Raw genomic sequence first — 17,328 nt, 5'->3', positions numbered from 1 at the left:
GGTCAGAGCGCCACGAGGTCGACGAGCCCCGAGTACACCGCATCGCCGATGCCCGCGACGTCGAGCAGCTGGTCGGTGCTCGTGAACGGTCCGTTCGCCTCGCGCCAGTCGATGATGCGCTGCGCCAGTGCCGGACCGATGCGCGGCAGCATGTCGAGCTCGGCGACGTCGGCGGTGTTGAGGTGCACCTTGCCGTCGCCCGCGCCGCCCGCCCCCGTGCCCCCGGCGGCAGCACCGTCGCCGGCGGCACCGACGGCCGGCACCTCGCCGACCTTCGGCACGATCAGCTGCTCGCCGTCGGCGACCGCCCGAGCCAGGTTCACCCCGGCCGGGTCGGCCTCGGCCGTGAGGCCGCCGGCGGCGGCGATCGCGTCGACGACGCGCGCGCCCTCGTCGAGCTGGACGATCCCAGGACTCGCGACCGCGCCGAGCACGTGCACGAGCACGACGGGCGGTGCAGCGGTCGCGACCGTCGCGGCCGCATCACCGGAGGCACCAGCACCCGACGCGCCGTTGCCCGCGAACCCGACCTCGCCCTGTTCGCCGCCGCCCGATGCCGCGAACGACATCACCGCGGCGACGACGACCGCCGCGATGAACAGCGCGACAGCGGCGCCCACGCCGAGGCGCACGCGCGGCGACGCCCGCCGCGCGGACGGGTCGAGCACGGCCGACGGGTCCGGCGAGGAGTTGGGCGGCATGCCCGCACGCTATGCGCCGAGGACCGAGGACGAGCGACGATCGGCCGCCGACGTGCGAATTCGGCCGACGATCGCGCCTGTCGAGGACGAGTCGACGGCGAGCCGCGGACGGGCCCGGCGAGGCGGCGTCGAACAGACGGGTCGAGCGACGCCGATCCGGGCGAGACCCCTACGCCGCGACGGCCTCGCGAGGCCACTCGCGGCCGAACCGCGCGAGGTGGTGCCACACGTACTTCACGAGCTGCGGGTCGATTCCGCCCGCGACGCGCGCACGACCGACGACCGCCGGCGTGAGCATGCCGTCGACCGCGATGCGCCGGGCGACCTCGACGGCCTCCTCGCCGCGATACTCCGGGTTGGCTTCGACGGTCTCGAGTCCGAGTCGGTAGCCGGGGTGGCGTTCGATGACGAGGCCGGCGTCCTCGGCGACGCGAAGGGTCGCCTCGTCATCGAAGCTCGGGTCGAGCACGATCGCCTCGACGTCGTCGGGCACCGAGACGCCCCCGTGCACCTGCGCCTCGATGTAACGGTTGAGCAGTTCATCGACGACGTCGGCGTGGTAGTCGTCGAGCAGCCCCATCCGGTCGGCGACCCCGAACAGCGCGGGCTCGAACGCGCTGTCGGGATACGTGAACGTCGCACGCCGCAGGGCCTCCGGCCGGAGGCGCAGGTAGGCCGAGCCGAATCGCGGCGCCGCGCCGTACGCGTCGCCGTCGAGGTTCAGCGCGCCGTAGGCCGGGCGGAGTGCCCCGTCGTGCGCGTCGTACGCGCCGGAGAACAGGCGGCTCTCCCAGTTCCAGCGGTCGCCGCCCGGAACGGCCGTCAGCCCGCCGTTGCTCGTGCCGGTGACGAACTGCGAGGCGTAGCGTCCCTCCTCCAGGATGCGCCGCAGCACGGGCTTGCCGTGAAGGTCGGAATCGGGGTGGAAGTGCAGGACGAGCCGGGCGTCGGTCGGCACCGCGCGGCCGGGCTTCGAGCGAGCGGCGACGGCGGTGAGGGCGGCGTGCCAGGGTTCGGGTCGATGGTCCATCCGTCGATTCTGGCAGGCGGTCCCGCCGCCGGGCGTCGTATGACGCCGATGCCGACAGCCCGCCCGAACGTGGCACGGCCACCGCCCGGACGGGCTGTCGAACGGTGCGATCGACGCGGTCGGCGCTACCCCCGCGTCGCGATGTTGACGAGCTTCGGCGCGCGCACGATGACGTTCACGATCTCGCGCTCCCCGATCGTGCGCACCACGGCCGCGGAGCCGCGTGCGAGCTGTTCGAGCTCCTCCGCCGAGATCTTCGGCGACACCTCGAGCCGGTCGCGCACCTTGCCGTCGACCTGCACGATCGCGGTCACCTGGTCTTCGACCAGCAGCGCCGGGTCGGCCTTGCGCCACGGCACGAGGGCGACCGTCGGCTCGTAGCCGAGTCGCTGCCACATGTCCTCCGCCGTGTAGGGCGCGAACAGGTCGAGCACGATCGCCGTCACCTCGGCCGCCTCGCGCACGGCCGCGTCGCCAGCGCCGGGACCGGAGTCGATCGCCTTCCGCGTGGCGTTCACGAGCTCCATGAGCCTCGCCACGATGACGTTGAACTTGTACGACTCGGCCAGCCCCGCGGCATCCGCGAGCAGTCGGTGCGTGACCCGGCGCAGCGCCCGGTCGCCGGTCGACCAATCGACGCCGGGCGCCGAGGTCACCTCGCCGGCGATGCGCCACGCGCGCGCCAGGAACTTCGCGGAACCCACCGGCGAGACATCCGCCCAGTCGATGTCGTCCTCCGGCGGACCGGCGAACGCGAGCGTGACCCGAAGCGCGTCGGTGCCGTGCGCCGAGAGCTCGGAGGCGAACTCGACGAGATTGCCCTTCGACTTCGACATCTTCGAGCCGTCCATGAGCACCATGCCCTGGTTCAGGAGCGAGGTGAACGGCTCGGTGAAGCTCAGGTAGCCGAGGTCGAACAGCACCTTCGTGATGAAGCGCGAGTACAGCAGGTGCAGGATCGCGTGCTCGACCCCGCCGACGTACTGGTCGACCGGCGCCCACTTCTCGGCCTGCGCCGGGTCGAACGCCTGCGTGTCGTCGTTCGCGTTCAGGTACCGCAGGTAGTACCAGGAGCTGTCGACGAAGGTGTCCATGGTGTCGGAGTCGCGCTTGGCCGGGCCGCCGCAGTTCGGGCACGCCACGTTCACCCAGTCCTCGGCTGCGCCGAGCGGGCTCGAGCCCTTCGGCTTCAGGTCGAGGCCGGCGGCCTCGGGGAGCCGCACGGGCAGCTCCGACTCGGGTACCGGCACCTCGCCGCACTCGGCGCAGTGGATGATCGGGATCGGGGTGCCCCAGAAGCGCTGGCGCGAGATCAGCCAGTCGCGCAACCGGAAGTTCTTGGCCGCGCGACCGGTGCCGCGTTCGTCGAGGATCTCGATCGCGCGACGGATCGCGTTCGACTTCGAGAGGCCGTCGAGCGGGCCCGAGTTGATGAGGCGGCCCTCGCCGGTGAGCGCGGTGCCGGTACCCGCGGGATCGAGCGGCGGCAGGTCGTCGGGCAGGTACGGGTCGCCGTGCTCGTCGAGCGGGATGACCGGGATGACGCCCGTCACCGGCGCATTGGTGTCGACCACGACGCGCACCGGCAGCCCGAAGGTGCGTGCGAAGTCGAGGTCGCGCTGGTCATGCGCGGGCACGGCCATGATCGCGCCGTGGCCGTAGTCGGCCAGCACGTAGTCGCTCGCCCAGATCGGCAGGCGCTCGCCGTTCAGCGGGTTGACCGCGTAGCGCTCGAGGAAGACGCCCGTCTTCGGACGGTCGGTCGCGAGGCGCTCGATGTCGCTCTCGGCGCGCACCGAGTCGAGGTAGTCGTCGAAGCGCTGCTTCACCTCGGCCGACGCGCCCTCGGCGAGCTCGGCCGCGAGCGGCGAGTCGACGGCGACGACCATGAACGTGGCGCCGTACAGGGTGTCTGGACGGGTCGTGAACACGGGCACGCGCTCGGCGCGCCCTTCGATCTCGAACTCGACGTCGGCGCCGGCCGAGCGCCCGATCCAGTTCCGCTGCATCGAGACGACCTTCGACGGCCAGGTGCCCTCGAGCTGGTTGAGGTCGTCGAGCAGGCGGTCGGCGTAGTCGGTGACGCGGAAGTACCACTGGGTCAGGGCCTTCTTCGTGACGACCGCACCGCAGCGCTCGCAGTGGCCGTCGACGACCTGCTCGTTCGCGAGCACCGTCTGGTCGTTCGGGCACCAGTTGACCTGGCCCGCCTTGCGATAGGCGATGCCCTTCTCGTAGAGCTTCAGGAACAGCCACTGGTTCCACTTGTAGTACTCGGGGTCGCTCGTGTGCAGCTCTCGCGACCAGTCGAAGCTCGGCGCGTACTGGCGGAACGAGGCCTTCTGCTGGGCGATGTTCGCGTAGGTCCACTCGCGAGGGTCGGCTCCGCGCTTGATGGCCGCGTTCTCGGCCGGCAGGCCGAACGAGTCCCAGCCGATCGGGTGCAGCACATCGAAACCCTGGTGGCGCCAGTAGCGCGCGGCGATGTCACCGAACCCGAACGCCTCGGCGTGGCCCATGTGCAGGTCGCCCGACGGGTACGGGAACATGTCGAGCACGTACTTGCGCGGCCGCGTGTCGCCTGCCGCCCCGGCGCGGAAGGGCTCGAGCTCGTCCCACACGGGAAGCCACTTCGCCTGGATCGCGGCGAAGTCGTACGCGCCGGGCTCGGCGTTCGCGGGGTCGTGATCGTGTGCCACGTGACTCTCAATCGTGTGTCGCTCGGCGGGCGCGGCCCGCAGGTCTCGGGCGCGCCGGATCGCGGCGCACTCGGGTATCAAGACTAGTCAATCCAGGCGGGTGGATGCCTCGCCGAGGGCTGCGAGCAGGGCCCGAGCCTTGATGCGCGTCTCCTCGATCTCCTCCTCGGCGACCGACAGCGCGGTGATGCCGCCGCCCGTGCCGATCGACGCCCCGCTCGGGGCGATGACGATCGACCGGATGACCATCGCGAGGTCGGCGCCGCCGTCGACGCCGAGGTAGCCGAAGGCGCCCGAGTAGACGCCGCGCGGCCCCTGCTCGAGCTCGTGCAGGATCGTCATGGCGCTGCGCTTGGGCGCGCCGGTCATCGACCCTGCGGGGAACGCGGCGCGCACGACATCGAGCGCGTCCATTGGCGGCACGATTCGCGCACGCACGGTCGAGACGAGCTGGTGCACGTGCCGGTACTCCTCGACCTCGAGCAGCCCCTCGACGCTCACGCTGCCGAGCTCGGCGATGCGGCCGAGGTCGTTGCGCATGAGGTCGACGATCATGAGGTTCTCGGCGCGCTCCTTGTCGCTCGCGAGGAGCTCGTCGCGGAGCGCGGCATCCCGCACCGGATCGGCGTCGCGCGGCCGGGTGCCCTTCATCGGCTTCGTCGACACGAGCCCGGACGGCTCGATGTGCAGGAACTGCTCGGGCGACGCGCTGAGCAGGGCGAACTCGCCGAACCGGAGGTAGCCGCCGTGATGGCTCGGGCTCGTCGCGCGCAGTGCGAGGTAGGTCTCGGCCGGATCGGGGTGCACGTCGAGGTCGACCCGGTTCGTGAGGCACAGCTGATAGGCGTCGCCGCGCACGATCGCCGCCTGGCACTCGTCGATGAGCCGACCGTAGGCCGCCGCGTCGTGCCGCCAGCGGGCGATGGGCGCAGCGGCAGGATGGCTCGCGCCGCCGCCCGCCCCTGGGCCGGCACCGCTGGCGGGCCCGGCCGCCGGCTCCGCCGGCATCCGTTCGAGCGCCGACGCCCACTCGTCGGCCCACGCGTCGCCGTCGGGTGATTCGATCCAGAGCAGGCGCACCTCGCGCAGGGCGTGGTCGAACAGGGTCACCCGGTCGAGGAAGAGGAACGCCGCGTCGGGGGTCTCGGCCGGCGCGGTCGGAACGCCCTCGAGGTCGGCTCCGAGCTCGTAGCCGAACCATCCGAACCAGCCGAGCGGACCGGGGGCCTGAGCCCCCGGTGCGAGCGCGACGGGCGGCTGGGCGAGCGCATCGGCGAGCAGCTCGAAGACGCGCCCGCGCCGCACGACGCCGGCATCACCGGGCGAGGCCGGGCGGGCGATCGTGACGGTGCCGGCCGAGAGGTCCGCGGTGACGACGTCGCTCCCGGCATGGGCGGCACCGAGCACGCTCACTCCGCTCGACCCCTCGTCGCCCCCGTCGAGCCAGACCACGTGGTCGAGCTGCGCGAAGCGGTCGGCGAAGACCGCGCGTGGCGTGCGCCACTCCGGCAATGCGCGCGAACGCAGGCGAGGAGGCATCCACACAGCCTACGGCGCGACGCGCGTCGCCGGCTCGCGGCCGGCCTCTCCGACGAGACGGCCGCCGTCGATCGTGACGATGCGGTCCACGAGCGACGGGTCGACCGGCGTATGCGAGATGAGGACGACGGTGCGGTCGGCACCGGCCGCACCGAGGAGCTCGCGGAGCAGCGAGTCGGCTCGCTCGCGATCGACGTTCGCGGTCGGCTCGTCGAGCACGAGCACGGGGAACCCCGCGAGCATCGCTCGCGCGAGGGCGAGGCGCTGCGCCTGGCCGCCCGACACGAGCGCGCCGCGCTCGCCGACCTTCGCTCCGAGGCCGCCTCGTTCGGCGAGCCAGTCACCGAGGCCGACCCGTGCGAGCACGTCGACGAGTTCGTCGTCGCTCGCGGTGTCGCGGGCGAAGAGCAGGTTCTGGCGAACGTCCTCGTCGAAGAGCCACGGCGACTGCTCGACGAGCCCGACGAGGCGGCGGACCTCGGACGGGTCGAGCCGCGCCGTGTCCACCCCGTCGATCAGGTACGAGCCGTCGGCGACGTCGAGGAACCGCACGAGCACGTGCGCGAGGGTCGTCTTGCCCGACCCGGAGGGTCCGCGCACGAGCACCCGCTCCCCCGGTGCGAGCTCGAGATCGATGCCCGACAGCGCGGCACCCCGCGAGCCGGGCCATGCGGCGCCCACGGCTCGGAGCGTCAGGCGGGGCGGCCCGTCGGTCGCCGGCACGACGTCGGGCTCGAGCGGCGCGGCCGGGAGCTCGGCGGGGACCTCGTCGGGGACGGCGCTCGCGACCCGCTCGGCGCTCACCCGGGCGAGGCGCCACGCGGTCACCGCCGGCGGCAGGGCCGCGGCGATCTCGGCGATCGCGAGCGGCACGAGGCACAGCACCGCGAAGGTCGGGCCGTCGATGCGCCCCTCGGCGAGCAGCGACTGACCCGCCGTGAGGCTCGCCGCCACCGCGAAGCCGCCGATCGCCGCCATGAGCGCCGCAGCGGCGCCGGCGGCCGAGGCGTTCGCGCGCGTGTGCCGTGCGAGGCGCTCGCCGAGTCGCTCGATGCGCCGACGGCTCGCGGCGGCCGCATCGAAGGCGACGAGCATGTCGAGCGACTGCACGTGTTCGACCACTGCGGCCTGCAGCTCGCCGCGAAGGGGCGCCAGTCGCCGCTCCGCCCGGGCTGCGACCGCGCGCTGGACGAGCACCGTCGCACCGAGGCCGGCCACGAGGCATCCGGCGATCGCGAGCGCCGAGCCCGGCGAGACCAACGAGACGCCGACGACCGCCGCGACGAGGACGACCGATGCGCTCGCGACGGGCTGCACCGCGCGAAGCGGCACGTTCTGCAGTTCGTCGACGTCGCCGGTGAATCGCGCGAGGAGCTCCCCGCGTCGAAGGTCCGCGATGCCGTCGGGCGCGACCGGCAGCATGCGCTCGAAGACGCCGGTCCGGATCTCGGCGAGCTGGCGGAACGCCGCATCGTGTCCGGTCAGCCGCTCGAGATAGCGGAACACCGCGCGGCCGAGCGCGAACGCGCGCACGCCCACGATCGCGAGCGACAGGTACAGCACCGGCGGCTGCTCGGCCGCGCGGGCGATGAGCCAGGCGGAACATGCGATGAGGGCCACGACCGATCCGCCGGACGCTGCGCCGAACAGCACCGACGGGAGCAGCCGGCGAAGCGGCGGGATGCTCGTGCGGAGCACGGATCGGGTGCGATCAGACATGGGCGGCCTCCGTGGAGACGACGACGTCGGCCACCGCCATGAGCTCGGGCCGATGCGTGGCGACGAGCACGATGCGCCCGGTCGCGGCGAGCCCCCGGAGCTCGGCGGCGAGCTCGGCCTCGCGGCTCGCATCCTGAGCGGACGTGGGCTCATCCAGGAGCAGCAACGGCAGGTCGCGGGCGAGCAGGCGGTGCACCGCCCGGGCGATGGCGACCCGCTGCGCCTGGCCGCCCGACAGTCCGCTGCCGCCCGGGCCGAGTCGGCGATCTGCGGGCACGTCGACGCCCGCGACCCGCAGCGCCGTGTCGAGGAACGCCGGATCGGCCGACTCGTCGCCGAGTCGCACGTTCATCTCGACGGTGCCGGCGACGAGTGTCGGCGTCTGGCCCGCCCAGGCGATGCGGTCGAACCCGTGCCCGTCGAGCTCGCGGCCCTCCAGCTCGATGACGCCCTCGTGCGGCACGAAGCCGAGCAGTGCCGCGAACAGGGTCGACTTGCCGCTGCCGCTCTCGCCGACGACGGCGGCGAGTCGTCCCGTCGGCACCGCGAACGAGCGGCCGTCGATCACGACGCGCTCATCGCGCCGCACCGTGACCCCGGCGAGGGCCAGGCCCTCGCCGGCGGTGGAACGGCCGCGGGCTCCCGATCCGGGAGCGTGCTGGATCGGGGATGCCTCGTCGCCGGCGCCCTCGGCCGCCTCGAGGAGCTCGAACGCGTCGGCGGCCGCGGTGACCCCCGCCGCCGAGGCGTGGAACGCAGCGCCGACGTTGCGCAGCGGAAGGAAGACCTCGGGTGCGAGCACGAGCACGAAGATGCCGGCGGCGAGCGCCATGTCGCCCGAGACGAGCCGCAGCCCGATCGACACCGCGACGAGGGCGACCGAGAGGCTCGCGGCGAGCTCGAGCGTGAACCCCGAGAGGAAGGTCACGCGCAGGACCTTCATCGTGTGCTTCCGGTAGTCGTCGGTCACCGCGCGGATGCGCCCCACCTGCCGCTGTGCGCGCCCGTAGAGCAGCAGCGTCGAGAGGCCGCCGACGACTTCGAGGAAGCCCCGTGACAGCGTCGACAGGCTGTCCCACTGGCGTCGCTGCACACGCTCGGTCGCCATGCCGATGAGCGCCATGAACACGGGGGTGAGCGGCAGCACGATGACGAGCACGAGCCCCGACAGCGGGTCGGCGATCCACGCCGCGGCGATGCACGCCGGGGTCGCGACCACGGTGAGGACGAGTTGCGGGAGGTAGCGGCCGAAGTAGTCGTCGAGCGCGTCGACGCCAGGGCCCAGCAGCGTCGCGATCCGTGCCGTGGGGAATCCGGCGATGCCCGCGGGGCGCCGCTCGAGGGCGGCCAGCAGGTCGGACCGGAGTTCGCCCTTCACGCGCATCGCACCGCTCGAGCCGACCACCTCCCATCCCCACGCGCCCAGGGCGCGCACCGTCGCACCGCAGACGAGCAGTGCGAGGAGGAGGCGCACCTCGTCGATCGGCATTCCGTCGATGAGCCCGGAGACGAGCCCGGCGATCGCCCAGGCGATCGCGATGGTCGCGGCGGCCTGCACGACGGCGAGCGCCCCGCCCGCGACGAGGAAGCCGCGGGCGGCGCGCGAGCGCCTGACGAGCCTGGGGTCGAGTGGTTTCACGCCTGCATCGTCCTCGTCAGTGGGCGGCCGCCTCGACGTGCGCGCGGCTCACCCGCTTGCGGAAGATCCAGTACGTCCACGCCTGGTAGGCGAGCACGAGCGGCAGGAAGATCAGCGCCACCCAGCTCATGACCGTGAGCGTGTACGGCGTCGACGAGGCGTTCTCGATCGTCAGGCTGTTCGCCGGATCGTTCGACGCGGGCATCACGTCGGGGAAGAGCGACGCGAACAGCGCGAGCACTGCGGCGGCGACGGTGATCGCGAGCAGCGCGAACGCGACTCCTTCGGCACCTCGCAGGTTCGCGATCCAGCCGCCGACGAGCGCGACGGCCGCGATCCCCGCCAGGATCCAGAACCAGGGAGTGCCGAACGCGAGCCCGGTCCACAGCAGGAAGGCGGCCGCGACGACGATCGTGACGACGCCCGCGCGCGTGGCGAGCCTGCGCGCACGCGCGCGCAGGTCGCCCTCGGTCTTGAGCGAGGCGAACACCACCCCGTGCGTGAAGAACAGGAGGAGCGTCGTGAGCCCGCCGAGCAGGGCGTACGGGTTCAGCAGGTCGAACAGCGTGCCCGTGTAGTTGTGGTCGGCATCGAGCGGCACGCCCTGCACGATGTTCGCGAAGGCCACACCCCAGAGCAGCGCCGGCACCGCGGAGCCGACGACGATCATGCCGTCGAACCAGGCCTTCCACTTCGACTCGGGGCGCTGGTGGCGGTACTCGAACGAGACGCCGCGGGCGATGAGCGCGAGCAGGATGAGCAGGAGCGCCAGGTAGAACCCCGAGAACAGGGTCGCGTACCACTCGGGGAAGGCGGCGAACAGGGATGCCCCGGCGACGATGACCCACGTCTCGTTGAGGTCCCAGACCGGGCCGATGGTGTTGATGAGCACCCGTCGGTCGGTGTCGTCCCTGCCGAGGAACGGCAGCGACATGCCGATGCCGAAGTCGAAGCCGTCGAGCACGAAGTAGCCGACGAAGAGGAAGGCCACGATCCAGAACCAGAGCGTTGAGAGATCCATGTCCGTCTCCTCAGTAGACCGTTGCGGCGGGCTCGACGCGGCCCGATTCGGGGTCGGGCTCGCCGATCTCGGGCGGCCCCTGCTTGATGGCGCGGATCACGAGCCGCACCTCGACGACCGCGAGCGCGCCGTAGATGAGCGTGAACGCGACGAGCGAGATGAGGACGTCGAGCCCGGTGACGTTCGGCGAGACCGCCGACTCGGTCGGCAGCAGGCTGAACACGATCCAGGGTTGGCGACCCATCTCGGTGAAGATCCAGCCGACGATCATCGCGGCGAGCGAGAGCGGGAAGCTCCAGATCGCGATCTTCCAGACCCACTTCTGCCGAGGCATCCGGCCCTTGCGGGTGAGCCACAGGCCGACGACCGCGACGAGCACGTGCAGCATGCCGAGGCCGATCATCCAGCGGAACGCCCAGTACGTGACCCAGATGATCGGCGCGTAGTCGCCGGGGCCGTAGAGGGCTTGGTAGTCGGCCTGCAGGTCGTTGATGCCTTCGACGCAGCCGTCGAAGGTGTGCGTCGACAGCAGAGAGAGCAGGTAGGGCACCCGGATCGAGAAGAGCTCGGTCGTGCCGTCGGGGGTGCCGAGCGTGAACAGCGAGAACGACGCGTCGGCCCCGCAGACCATGTCGTAGGTGGCTTCGGCGGCCGCCATCTTCATCGGCTGGGTCGCGACCATCGCGAGGCTCAGCTGGTCGCCGAAGAGGGTCGTCAGGATCCCCGAGCCGACCATGAGCCACAGGCCGAACTTCAGGGCCGGGCGCATCGAGTCGAGGTGCTGGTTGCGCGCGAGGTGCCACGCGCTCGCGCTGATGATGAGGCCGGCCGCGACCATGAAGCTCGCGGCGATCGTGTGCGGGAACGCGGCGAGGGCGACGGGGTTCGTCAGGAGCGCCCAGATGTCGACGAGTTCCGCGCGGCCCTTCTCGGCGTTCATCTCGTACCCGACCGGGTTCTGCATGAAGGCGTTCGCGGCGATGATGAAGTAGGCCGAGACGATCGTGCCGACCGCGGTGCACCAGATGGTGGCGAGGTGGATGCCGCGGGGCAGTTTGTCCCAGCCGAAGATCCAGAGGCCGATGAACGTCGCCTCGAAGAAGAACGCGAGCAGGCCCTCGAGGGCGAGCGGTGCGCCGAAGACATCGCCGACGAACCGCGAGTACTCCGACCAGTTCATGCCGAACTGGAACTCCTGCACGATGCCCGTCACGACGCCCATGGCGAAGTTGATGAGGAAGATCGACCCGAAGAACCGGGTCACCTGCAGGTACTGGGTCTTGCCCGTGCGGTACCACGCGGTCTGGAAGATCGCGACCGTCGTCGCGAGACCGATCGTGATCGGTACGAACAGGAAGTGATAGACGGTGGTCAACCCGAACTGCCATCGGGCGAGCAGCAACGGATCGAGCAGCTCGTTCACGGATACCCCTTTCGCGGAGTCCGAACATCTCGGTGAGATTCTTCTACAAAGCGTAAAACTTTGCTTCTACACAGCGTAGAACAATCCCGCCGACGGCGGTACTCTGGAAGCATGGCGAGTCTCGGAGATCTCGAGCGCTCCGTGATGGAGGTGCTCTGGTCGAGCGACGTCGCGCTCACGGCGAATGAGCTGCGCGACGCGCTGGCCGTGCGCGGCGGCGATTCCGGCCGCACGGTGGCGACCACGACCGTGCTGACGGTGCTCTCGCGGCTCGAGCGCAAGGGCTTCGTGAGCCGCACGCGCGAGCGCCGTCCGCACCACTACCAGGCGCTGCTCTCCCGAGAAGAGCACACGGCGGAGCTCATGCACGAGGTGCTCGATCGCGCGAGCGACCGTGACGCCGCCCTCGCCCGCTTCGTCGGCACGGTGAGCGACGGCGAGGCCGCGACGCTCCGCCGGCTCCTCGACGAGCTCGCGCACCACTGACGATGCTCGCCGTCGCCGCGGTGCTCGGCGTGCTCGCCTTCGCGCTGGCCTGGCCGATCCCGGTCGCGCTCTCGCGCGCCGCCTGGCCGTCGCGATCGCCGGCTGCCGCCCTCGTGCTCTGGCAGTCGATCGCGATCGCCGGCGGACTCTCGATGATCGGCTGCCTCCTCGTCTACGGCGCGGCGCCCGCCGGCTCGCTCGTCGGCGCCTGGAACGCCCTCGTACCCGTGCTCCTCACCGGCCCGATCCCGCCGGAGTTCGACGTGCTCGAGCTCGCCGCCATCACGCTCGCCGCCGGTCTCGCCCTGCACCTCGCGCTGAACCTCGCCCTCACCGCTGTTCGCGCCGAACGCGAGCGACGGCGCCAGCACCAGCTCATCGCCCTGCTCGGCGACCCGATGCCGGGCCAACCCAGCACCCGCGTGCTCGCGCACCCGACCCCGCTCGCCTACTGCGTGCCCGGCATCCGCACGGCGACCGTGCTGACCGACGGTCTCGTCGACGCGCTGAGCCCGGCCGAGCTCGCCGCGGTGATCGCGCACGAGCGCGCCCACCTCGACCAGCTCCATCACCTCGTGCTGCTCGCCTTCCGCGCTTGGCACAGCGCACTGCCGTGGTTCCCGATCGCGAACCGCTCGGAGCGCGCCGTGATCCTCCTCGCGGAGATGCTCGCCGATGACCGGGCACGCCGCGTCGCCGGCGACGACGCGCTGCGCGGCGCCATGCTCGTCGTCGGCGCCGATGCGGGCCCGGCCGGGCTCGGCGACGACGGCGTCATCGCCGACGCCGACATGCTCGAGGCGCGTCTCGCGAGGCTCGACGGCACGACCCCGGCCCGCGACGGTCGCGGCGGCCCCGCACCCCGTCGTGCAGTGCCCGCACCCTCACGGCCGCTCGTGGTCGCGGCCTCGATCGCGCTCGTCGCGATCCCCCTACTGGCGTACGCCCACGTCCTGACGAATACGACGCCGGTCTGACGCGCGCGCACGCCGCGATCGATACGCTCGAACGATGAACGAGATCCTCGACTGGATCCTGAACACCGTGCAATCGGTCGACCCCGTCGTCAGGACGCTCCTCGCGGGAGTCGGGATCATGCTCGAGACGAGCGTGTTGATCGGCCTGGTGGTGCCCGGCGACACCATCGTGCTCGTCGCCGCGACGGGGGTCGAGGACCTCGCGCAGTACTTCGCGCTCGCGTTCGCCGTGATCATCGGCGCACTCATCGGCGAGAGCATCGGCTTCGGCATCGGCCACTGGTTCGGCCCGCACCTGCTGCACTCGCGCCTCGGCCGGCGCATCGGCGAGGACCACTGGCATCGCGCACAGCGCTACCTCGACCGTCGAGGCGGGCCGGCGATCTTCATCTCGCGGTTCCTGCCGATCCTGCACTCGCTCATCCCGCTGACCGTGGGCATGAGCACGATGCGCTACCGCCGCTTCATCGCATGGACGCTTCCGGCGTGCGTCCTGTGGGCGTTCGCCTATGTCACCGTCGGATGGCTCGCCGCCGGCAGCTACCGGGAGCTGAGCCGCCAGCTGCACTGGGCGGGCTACCTCTTCGTCGGCGTCATCGTCGTCTTCCTGGCGCTCGTGTGGCTCGCGAAGAAGCTCATCGTCCGCTCGGAGGCGAAGCACATGGAGGCGGCGGAGGCGTCCGACGACTCCGGGGCACTCGACACCGCGCCGGTGGCTCCGACCGCGTTCGCCCCTGACCGCCGGACGCACGACGACCGTGCCGACGGCGAGGGGCCGGATGCCTCGACACCCGGCCCCTCGCGTCTCGGCTCCGACCGCTGACGGCGGTCGCAGCCGCCGGTATTCAGAAGAGCGACTGCTCGGCGAGCCAGTCGCTCGCGATCTGCTCGGCCGACTCCTGGTCGTCGACGCTCTTCGCGTTGAGGGCGACGAGCTCGTCGGCGGTCAGTGCCGCGCTCACCGTGTTGATGACCTCGGCGGCCTTGTCGTCGACCTTCTCGCTGACGACGGGCACGACGTTCGACGCGAGGAACAGGCCCTCGGGGTCTTCGAGGGTCACGAGGTCGCTCGTCGCGATCGCGGGGTTCGCACTGAAGATGTTGACGAGCTGCACGTCGCCGTCCTGCAGGGCCTTCAGCGTCAGCGGCCCGCCCGAGTCCTCGATCGGCGTGAACGCGACGTCGACGCCGTAGACCGACTTCAGCCCCTCCGGCCCGTACGGCCGGGTCGCGAGCTCCGAGTTGCCGCCGAGCGTCAGCGGCGTGGTCACCTTCGCGAGGTCGGCGAGGCTCGTGACGTCGTTCTGCTCGGAGAACTCCTTGGTCACGTTGTACGAGTCCTGGTCGGTCGCGGGCGACTGGTCGAGGACGCGCAGCCCCTCGGGCAGCGAGGTCTCGAGCTCGGCGTACACGTCGTCGGCCGTCGTCGCCGTGGTGTCGGGGACGTAGTACTGGAGCAGGTTGCCCGTGTACTCGGGGAAGACGTCGATGCTCCCGCTCTCGATCTCGGGCATGTAGACCTCGCGCTGGCCGATGCGCGGCTGCAGCTCGACGGTGAACCCGTTGGCTTCGAGCGCCTGCGCGTAGAGCTCGGCGATGATCTCGTTCGAGTAGTAGTCCTGCGACCCGACGACGAGCGTCTCGCCGCCGCCGTCGGTCTCGCCCGATCCGCTGTCGAGCGGATCGCTCGATGCACACCCTGCCAGGGCCACTGTCGCCCCGACCGCGACCGCCGCGAGTGCGACGAGCCGGCCTTTTCCTGCTGTGATCATGACTGGTTCCCTTCCTGGATGGGTTGCCCCACGGTCGCTCGCGACCGGGTCGGTCGTGAGCGAGGTTCGCGCGTGCGGGCGGCCCGCACGCCGGCGGGTACGACGACCCGCTGGATGATGGCGAAGCACCCGTCGACGACGAGTGCGAGGAGGATGACGAGGATCGAGCCGCCGAGCATCTCGGCGTAGTCGCGCGTCTTGAGACCCTCGAAGATGAAGCGGCCGAGCCCGAAGTTCGCGATGTATGCGGCGAGCGTCGCCGTCGCGACGATCTGCAGCGTGGCCGATCGGACGCCGCCGACGATGATCGGCATGCCGAGCGGCACCTCGACCTTGCTCACGACCTGGCGCTCGCGCATGCCCATCGCGCGTGCGGCATCGACGGTTCGGCGATCGACGCTCTCGAAACCCGAGTAGGCCCCGGCGAGCAATGGCGGCAGCGCCAGCACGACGAGCGCGATGATCGGAGCGGAGAGCCCGATGCCGAGCCACAGCCCGACGAGCGTCAGCAGACCGAGCGTCGGCAACGCGCGCAGGCCGCCGGAGACCATCACGGCGAGTTCGCGGCCGCGACCGGTGTGCCCCACGAGCCCGCCGAGCGGAAGCGCGATGAGTGCCGCGATGACGAGCACGATCGCCGAGATCACGAGGTGCTGCGCGATCCGCTCGGGAATGCTCCCGGGGCCCGTCCAGTGGGCGGGGTCGAGGATCCAGGCAACCGCTTCGAGCAGGAGGTTCACGAGGCGTCCACCTGCTCGACCCGCTCGAGGCTGCGGCGTCGTTGCGCCCGGCTCGGCCGCCACCAGGGCATGACCAGGCGCCCGATGGCCACACTCGCCCAGTCGAGCCCGATGGCGAGAGCCATCGTGACGACGATGCCGGTGATGATCTCGGCCTGGATCCCGCGTTGCAGACCGTCGGTGAACAGACTGCCGAGGCTCTGCACGCCGGTGACGGCGCCGATCGTCGCGAGGCTCACCGTGCTCACGATGACGACCCGGATGCCGGAGAGCAGCACGGGACCCGCGAGCGGGAGTTCGACGCCCCAGAACCGGCTGAACGACGCGTACCCGATCGCGGTGGCGGACTGGCGGACGTCTGGCTCGACGGCATCGAAGGCGTCGGCCGCGGTGCGAACGATCACGGCGATGCCGTAGAGGGTCAGCGCGACGACGAGGTTGATCGGCGAGGTCGTGCGCTGCCCGGTGAAGATCGGCAGCGCGATGAGCAGCGCGAGCGACGGGATCGCGTACAGCAGGCCGCACAGCGACAGCAGCACGCCGCGCGACCACCGGTACCGGTGCGCGACCCAGCCGATCGGAACGGAGATCACGAAGCTCAGTATGATCGCGGGCACCGACAATGCCAGGTGCACGAGGGTGAGCTCGCCGACCAGGTCGAGGTTCGACCAGAGCCACTTCACGAGGCGAGCACTCCCGCCGCACGCCCGTCGTCGTCGACGACCACGCGCCGACCGTCGACCTCGGTCACGTGCAGCACGCGCTTGCCCCGGTTCGCCCCGACGAAGTCGGCGACGAAGTCGTCGGCCGGGTTCGCGAGGATCTCCGCGGGTGACGCGGCCTGCGAGATGTGTCCGCCCTGCTGCATGATCACGACCTGGTCGCCGAGGAGGAAGGCCTCGTCGATGTCGTGGGTGACGAACACGACCGTCTTGCCCAGTTCGCCCTGCAGGCGGAGCAGTTCCTGCTGCAGCTCCGAACGGACGATCGGGTCGACCGCTCCGAACGGTTCGTCCATGAGGAGGATGTTCGGGTCGACCGCGAGCCCGCGGGCGACGCCGACGCGCTGCTGCTGACCGCCCGAGAGCTGGCTCGGGTACTTGTCGGCGAGCGAACGGTCGAGGCCGACGGTGTCGAGCAGTTCGAGCGCCCGCGCGTGCGCCTCGCGCTTGCGGACGCCGCGGAGGAGCGGCACGGTCGCCACGTTGTCGATCACCTTGCGATGCGGCAGCAGCCCGGAGTTCTGCATGACGTAGCCGATGCCGCGTCGCAGCACGACCGGATCGACGGTCGCGACATCCGTGCCGTCGATGAGCACCTGGCCGCCGGTCGGGTCGACCATGCGGTTGATCATGCGCAGGAGCGTGGTCTTGCCCGACCCCGACGAGCCGACCAGCACCGTCGTCTTGCGCGGCGGAATGACGATGTCGACGTCCGAGACGGCGAGCGTGCCGTCGGGGAAGCGCTTGGACACGCCGCGGAACTCGATCATGCTGGCTCAATCCCGTCGTCGGCGTTCGCTGCCATGTGCAGCTTCAAGCCAAACACCGATCGCGCCCGGAGCGCAACGGGGCGCCCCGCG

The 17,328-nt window shown here is 71.3% G+C and carries 15 protein-coding genes; 3 read left to right on the top strand and 12 right to left on the bottom strand.

All coding sequences use genetic code 11. The features are described from left to right. Window positions 1-2 precede the first annotated feature (2 nt). From ACWGPE_RS11215 to ACWGPE_RS11180, 8 genes are all read right to left on the bottom strand, one after another. Window positions 3-701, bottom strand: coding sequence for a ComEA family DNA-binding protein (locus ACWGPE_RS11215; protein ID WP_231431173.1), 699 nt, complete (start codon window positions 699-701; stop codon window positions 3-5). A gap of 169 nt (window positions 702-870) precedes the next feature. Further along, window positions 871-1,731, bottom strand: coding sequence for a DUF3626 domain-containing protein (locus ACWGPE_RS11210; RefSeq protein WP_231431174.1), 861 nt, complete (start codon window positions 1,729-1,731; stop codon window positions 871-873). 125 nt (window positions 1,732-1,856) lie between these two features. Then, window positions 1,857-4,430, bottom strand: a complete 2,574-nt coding sequence (leuS, locus tag ACWGPE_RS11205) for a leucine--tRNA ligase (protein WP_275505871.1) — start codon at window positions 4,428-4,430, stop codon at window positions 1,857-1,859. 87 nt (window positions 4,431-4,517) lie between these two features. Then, on the bottom strand, window positions 4,518-5,969 hold the full coding sequence (locus ACWGPE_RS11200; protein ID WP_452048706.1) for an anthranilate synthase component I family protein: 1,452 nt from the start codon (window positions 5,967-5,969) through the stop codon (window positions 4,518-4,520). A gap of 9 nt (window positions 5,970-5,978) precedes the next feature. Next, entirely contained in the window at window positions 5,979-7,688 is a 1,710-nt protein-coding gene (cydC, locus tag ACWGPE_RS11195; protein ID WP_275505873.1) for a thiol reductant ABC exporter subunit CydC, read from the bottom strand. Continuing rightward, window positions 7,681-9,327 carry a thiol reductant ABC exporter subunit CydD gene (cydD, locus tag ACWGPE_RS11190; protein WP_308191651.1) on the bottom strand — a complete coding sequence of 549 codons (1,647 nt, stop codon included), beginning with the start codon at window positions 9,325-9,327 and terminating at the stop codon, window positions 7,681-7,683. The genes cydC and cydD overlap by 8 nt, the downstream gene beginning before the upstream one ends. A 16-nt stretch (window positions 9,328-9,343) precedes the next feature. Further along, complete coding sequence (gene cydB / locus ACWGPE_RS11185; protein ID WP_231431178.1) at window positions 9,344-10,348, bottom strand: cytochrome d ubiquinol oxidase subunit II; 1,005 nt, start codon at window positions 10,346-10,348, stop codon at window positions 9,344-9,346. A gap of 10 nt (window positions 10,349-10,358) precedes the next feature. Beyond that, window positions 10,359-11,771 carry a cytochrome ubiquinol oxidase subunit I gene (locus ACWGPE_RS11180; protein ID WP_452048705.1) on the bottom strand — a complete coding sequence of 471 codons (1,413 nt, stop codon included), beginning with the start codon at window positions 11,769-11,771 and terminating at the stop codon, window positions 10,359-10,361. 111 nt (window positions 11,772-11,882) lie between these two features. Here ACWGPE_RS11180 and ACWGPE_RS11175 point away from each other — a divergent pair, with 111 nt between their 5' ends. The 3 genes from ACWGPE_RS11175 to ACWGPE_RS11165 are packed head-to-tail and all read left to right on the top strand — an operon-like array spanning window position 11,883 to window position 14,057. After that, window positions 11,883-12,257: a BlaI/MecI/CopY family transcriptional regulator gene (locus ACWGPE_RS11175; protein WP_231431180.1), complete on the top strand. Its 375-nt coding sequence runs from the start codon at window positions 11,883-11,885 to the stop codon at window positions 12,255-12,257. Between the two features lie 2 nt (window positions 12,258-12,259). Further along, entirely contained in the window at window positions 12,260-13,234 is a 975-nt protein-coding gene (locus tag ACWGPE_RS11170; protein WP_452048704.1) for a M56 family metallopeptidase, read from the top strand. 34 nt (window positions 13,235-13,268) lie between these two features. Further along, on the top strand, window positions 13,269-14,057 hold the full coding sequence (locus tag ACWGPE_RS11165) for a DedA family protein (protein ID WP_338029110.1): 789 nt from the start codon (window positions 13,269-13,271) through the stop codon (window positions 14,055-14,057). 22 nt (window positions 14,058-14,079) lie between these two features. Here ACWGPE_RS11165 and ACWGPE_RS11160 read toward each other — a convergent pair whose 3' ends face one another. Genes ACWGPE_RS11160 through ACWGPE_RS11145 form a run of 4 tightly spaced genes read right to left on the bottom strand, consistent with a single transcriptional unit; the run spans window position 14,080 to window position 17,238 of the window. Further along, window positions 14,080-15,006 carry an ABC transporter substrate-binding protein gene (locus ACWGPE_RS11160; protein ID WP_231431182.1) on the bottom strand — a complete coding sequence of 309 codons (927 nt, stop codon included), beginning with the start codon at window positions 15,004-15,006 and terminating at the stop codon, window positions 14,080-14,082. Continuing rightward, on the bottom strand, window positions 15,003-15,746 hold the full coding sequence (locus ACWGPE_RS11155) for an ABC transporter permease (RefSeq protein WP_231431183.1): 744 nt from the start codon (window positions 15,744-15,746) through the stop codon (window positions 15,003-15,005). The genes ACWGPE_RS11160 and ACWGPE_RS11155 overlap by 4 nt, the downstream gene beginning before the upstream one ends. After that, window positions 15,743-16,429 carry an ABC transporter permease gene (locus ACWGPE_RS11150; protein ID WP_231431184.1) on the bottom strand — a complete coding sequence of 229 codons (687 nt, stop codon included), beginning with the start codon at window positions 16,427-16,429 and terminating at the stop codon, window positions 15,743-15,745. Before ACWGPE_RS11150 ends, ACWGPE_RS11155 begins: the two co-directional genes overlap by 4 nt. Next, complete coding sequence (locus tag ACWGPE_RS11145) at window positions 16,426-17,238, bottom strand: ABC transporter ATP-binding protein (RefSeq protein WP_231431185.1); 813 nt, start codon at window positions 17,236-17,238, stop codon at window positions 16,426-16,428. The genes ACWGPE_RS11150 and ACWGPE_RS11145 overlap by 4 nt, the downstream gene beginning before the upstream one ends. Between the last annotated feature and the right edge of the window lie 90 nt (window positions 17,239-17,328).

The organism is Agromyces sp. NPDC055658, from assembly GCF_053618155.1.
The sequence above is the reverse complement of the archived record's forward strand: the minus strand, read 5'-3'. Positions and strand labels throughout refer to the sequence as shown.